The organism is Rhodococcus sp. T2V, assembly GCF_029269925.1.
GTDB classification, from domain to species: domain Bacteria; phylum Actinomycetota; class Actinomycetes; order Mycobacteriales; family Mycobacteriaceae; genus Rhodococcus_F; species Rhodococcus_F koreensis.
The window spans coordinates 1-3,305 of the sequence record NZ_JARJBD010000224.1 but is presented as its reverse complement, the minus strand read 5'-3'; the positions used below and the strand labels follow the sequence as shown (position 1 = coordinate 3,305).

Below are 3,305 nucleotides of genomic sequence, written 5' to 3'. Positions count from 1 at the left end.
TCGCCCGGTTCGTGATCGGTGCCTTCACCGGTGTCCAGACGGTCTCGCAGGTGCTCGCGCAACGCACCGACCTGGAACAGCGGGTCGACGACATGTGGACGTTTCTGCTGCCCGGGATCATGCCGCCACACCGGTATCCGGACATCGATCGGATCCGCAAGGCGCGCAGCATCGGCGCACCCCTTGCGCGGGTCGCCGCGCAGCTGCCGTCGCGGCGTTGGGTCGTTCAGCGGCGGGCCAGCCGCACGTGTCCGGTGGCAATCTCGCTCCCGGACTGCCGGATCACCGCCCGCACCGACAGCGGATCCGTCTCGAGGACCCGGACACGAACGGTGGCGTGCTGATCGAGCTCGGCGAAGCGGTGGAACACCGCGTCGATCGACTCCAGGTGCGCGTCCGGAACCTTCAGCGCCGCGAACGCCCCCTGCCGCAGCACCTCCGGGAGCAGCATTCCCGGCAGGTGATCGAGCGGATGGTCGAACAACACCGGGTGCGTCACGTCGACACGCACCTCCCACTCGCCCCGCCCGGTGGGCCGCCCGAGCACCACGTCCCGTTCGTCGACCTGCCCCACCACGGCGGGCGTAATGGCGGTGCCGCACCGCGCCGGGCCGGCGGTGCCCCACCGCGCCCTGCTGTTGGCGGACGGCGGGAGGGCCACGGCGACACCGGATGCCGATCCGATCTCCCGACCGGCCAACCAGTACCGCAGCTCGATGCGGAAACTCGTCACCACCTCACCGCGATACACCAAACCTGACAGCGTGGTCTCCGCCGTCACGTCCGCGGCTGCCATCCCGACCCCCATCGCGTCGAGGTGGGCGCGAACATGCATGTCCTGCATGACGAATCGCCAGCTCGGTGGCACCCTATATCGGGTGTGGGCAAGGTAGATCGCCGCCTGTCGCAGCGTTTCTGCCAGCAGCATCGGGTCGAATCGACCGTGTTTTGCGCGGTAGAAGCCGTGCAACCGGGGCCACTGCGCCGCGATGGCGAACCGGTTCGGTTCACCGAGCTCGATGCAATCGGTGAGGAAGACTTCGGCGATGGCCTGCCGGTGCACGTAGCGGCGGGCGACGGTCCGCTCGAACGAGAGGACGGGAAACGCCTGACGAACCGGTTGGCAAGCTCGCGTCACGTACCCCCTCCACAGAAACCGACCGGTCCGATGTGCCGGGAAATTCGAACTATAGAAGTGGACTCGGACAAGTGACCAGTCGGGGGTCGTTGCAAGGGGCCGTGCGCCGTCGAGAATCCCGCTACACGAGAACGACCGGGCCGAGATTCCGACAAGTTCGTGAGAATCACACACTGACACGACGTTGAAAACCCGCACGTCGGAACACCGAACGAACACGTGAGGCATGCACCTACAGTTGCCCTCTGGTACGGGAAGTCCACTCGCCGAAGTACGCGGCCACGCCGGGCGAACCCGCGTCATCGCCGCCGCAGTCCGCGCCGGCCTCGACCGCGGTAAAAGCACCGAAAGCAGCGCCGCCACCACTTTCGACCCGTACTTCGGCGGTCGCGGGACGCGCGGCCTGACGATCCGCGGTGTGCACGCCTGGGCGAGTGCCTTACGGGCATGATTGCGATGCCACCCGGTGATCCAGTACCGGGGCTCGGTGCGGTACGAGCACAGGCCCGCGGTCCGGGCGTAGAGGTCCGGGCGGGGGAGGAAGGGGTCGGCGACGGCAAAGGGGTGATCGGGGTCAGGCGCGTTTCCGGTGGTGGGTCTTGCTGGTGCGCAGGATGAGTTCGCCCGTGAACACTCCACCGACGAACCCGTCCGGCGGACCGGCCACAGGCCCGAGCTAACCGCTCTCGTTGACGATCTCGAAGATCAGATCATCGCGGAACGCGAATCACAGGATGTGCCCGGCAACGCGGGCGAACGCGCTGACACCATTGCGGTCGAAACCGGCGAGGCGGCACCGGATTGACCGCCCGATTTCCGAAAATCCGTCGATTTTCGTCAATCGGTCCCGTCTCGTTGATGCTGGGACAGTCTCGCTGGTTCGAGGTATCCGGCCGTTGTCTCACGTAGTTGAGGCGGCGGCTGCGCTCATGAACCCTTCAGGAACCTCGAATAGATCGCCGCGAACACCAGGACGATTCCGACGTTCACCATCAGCCGCTCCCAGAAGTGGTGCCTGAGGAACAGGACGTCCACGCCGACCACGACGGCTACCAGGGTGAGCACGTAGAGCACGACGGCTGCCTTCTTCCCTGTCACGGGGCGGAGTCTGTGGAGGTGATGACCTCGCCCCAGGTGGCCCGCGAACCGGATTCGCCGATTCGGTAGACCTGCACGATGGTCCCTGTGGCCACGACGAGCGCCAGGACAGCGACGATCAGCGAGAGCGGACGTGACGGGTCCGTCTGTCGCTCGCGGAGGTGGACCGCTGCGGTGGCCAGTGCGGCCAGGAGAAGGGCGGCGGAGAAGTAGATCATCGTGTCGCCCAGCTCGGTGTGGGTGTGCACGGCGGTCGATCGGGCGACGTGCTTCTCGAGCCATTCCCCGGCATCGGTGGCCAGCGGAGTCAACACGGTGGTCACGGCGGCCAGGACGAGTGTGAGCCAGACGAGTCGGTGTCGGGCGGCGGGCCACACACTGCACACGATGACCAGGATCGCTGTCAGCGGAGCCAACACCACGATGAAGTGGACGAACAGCACGTGCGCGGGCAAGCCGCTGACGGTGGACATTGCGCCAGTATTGCGGGCGACGCTGAGAAGGCGCTGAGGCCCGCCTCGCACCGTTTCAGGGTGTGGAGCGGATCCCGGGATGATGCGGCGGGTGCCGGGGCCGAGACAAAGCAGTGGCACTGCCGGTGCAGAGGTCCCCGATCACTCCACAGTGGCCGAGGTGAGCCCGGCGGCAGCCGTGTGATGGACGATCACGTCCCGGACCGGGCTGTGGTTCCGGTAGGGATTGGCCGGCAGACCCGGGCGATGCAGGGTTCATGGCGTGATCTCCGCGAGGACGGCGTGCAGGCTGTCGAGGAACGACCGGATGGTGGGGGCGTCGAACAGGTCCGTCGAGTACACGAGTTCGGCAGCGATTCCGACGGCCTGACCGTGGGTGTCGTGGCGTTCGGTGAAATGAAAGTGCAGGTCGCATTTCGCGATGTCGAGGGGCCGAGGGGTGATCTCGAAGCGCAACGTCTCGGCATCCAACGTGGCGGGAGTGAAGTTGTTCAGCGACAGCGCGACCTGGAAGAACGGATGCAGCGACGGTGAGCGGGGCGGATCGAGCACCTCGACCAGTCGCTCGAACTGCACCTCGGACTGGGCGAGGGCAC

General features: G+C 66.6%; 4 protein-coding genes and 1 pseudogene. 1 reads left to right on the top strand and 4 read right to left on the bottom strand.

All coding sequences use genetic code 11. The features are described from left to right. A pseudogene (locus tag P3H15_RS53330) lies at nucleotides 1–167 on the top strand (TetR/AcrR family transcriptional regulator); the annotation flags it as partial. Nucleotides 168–226: 59 nt separating this feature from the next. Here the strand turns inward: P3H15_RS53330 and P3H15_RS53325 are convergent. The 4 genes from P3H15_RS53325 to P3H15_RS53310 all read right to left on the bottom strand — a co-directional run. Beyond that, nucleotides 227–1,138, bottom strand: a complete 912-nt coding sequence (locus P3H15_RS53325; RefSeq protein WP_276144715.1) for a ScbA/BarX family gamma-butyrolactone biosynthesis protein — start codon at nucleotides 1,136–1,138, stop codon at nucleotides 227–229. 927 nt (nucleotides 1,139–2,065) lie between these two features. Next, nucleotides 2,066–2,236, bottom strand: coding sequence for a hypothetical protein (locus P3H15_RS53320; RefSeq protein WP_276144714.1), 171 nt, complete (start codon nucleotides 2,234–2,236; stop codon nucleotides 2,066–2,068). Beyond that, nucleotides 2,233–2,709, bottom strand: a complete 477-nt coding sequence (locus tag P3H15_RS53315) for a DUF2231 domain-containing protein (RefSeq protein WP_276144713.1) — start codon at nucleotides 2,707–2,709, stop codon at nucleotides 2,233–2,235. Before P3H15_RS53315 ends, P3H15_RS53320 begins: the two co-directional genes overlap by 4 nt. Nucleotides 2,710–2,964: 255 nt before the next feature. Further along, nucleotides 2,965–3,305 (bottom strand): condensation domain-containing protein (locus P3H15_RS53310; protein WP_276144712.1); only part of this gene is annotated, 341 nt, incomplete at its 5' end.

Bases quoted from the DNA above. Each gene is read 5' to 3' on its own strand.
- P3H15_RS53315 (WP_276144713.1), bottom strand. From the start codon at position 2,709: ATGTCCACCGTCAGCGGCTTGCCCGCGCACGTGCTGTTCGTCCACTTC.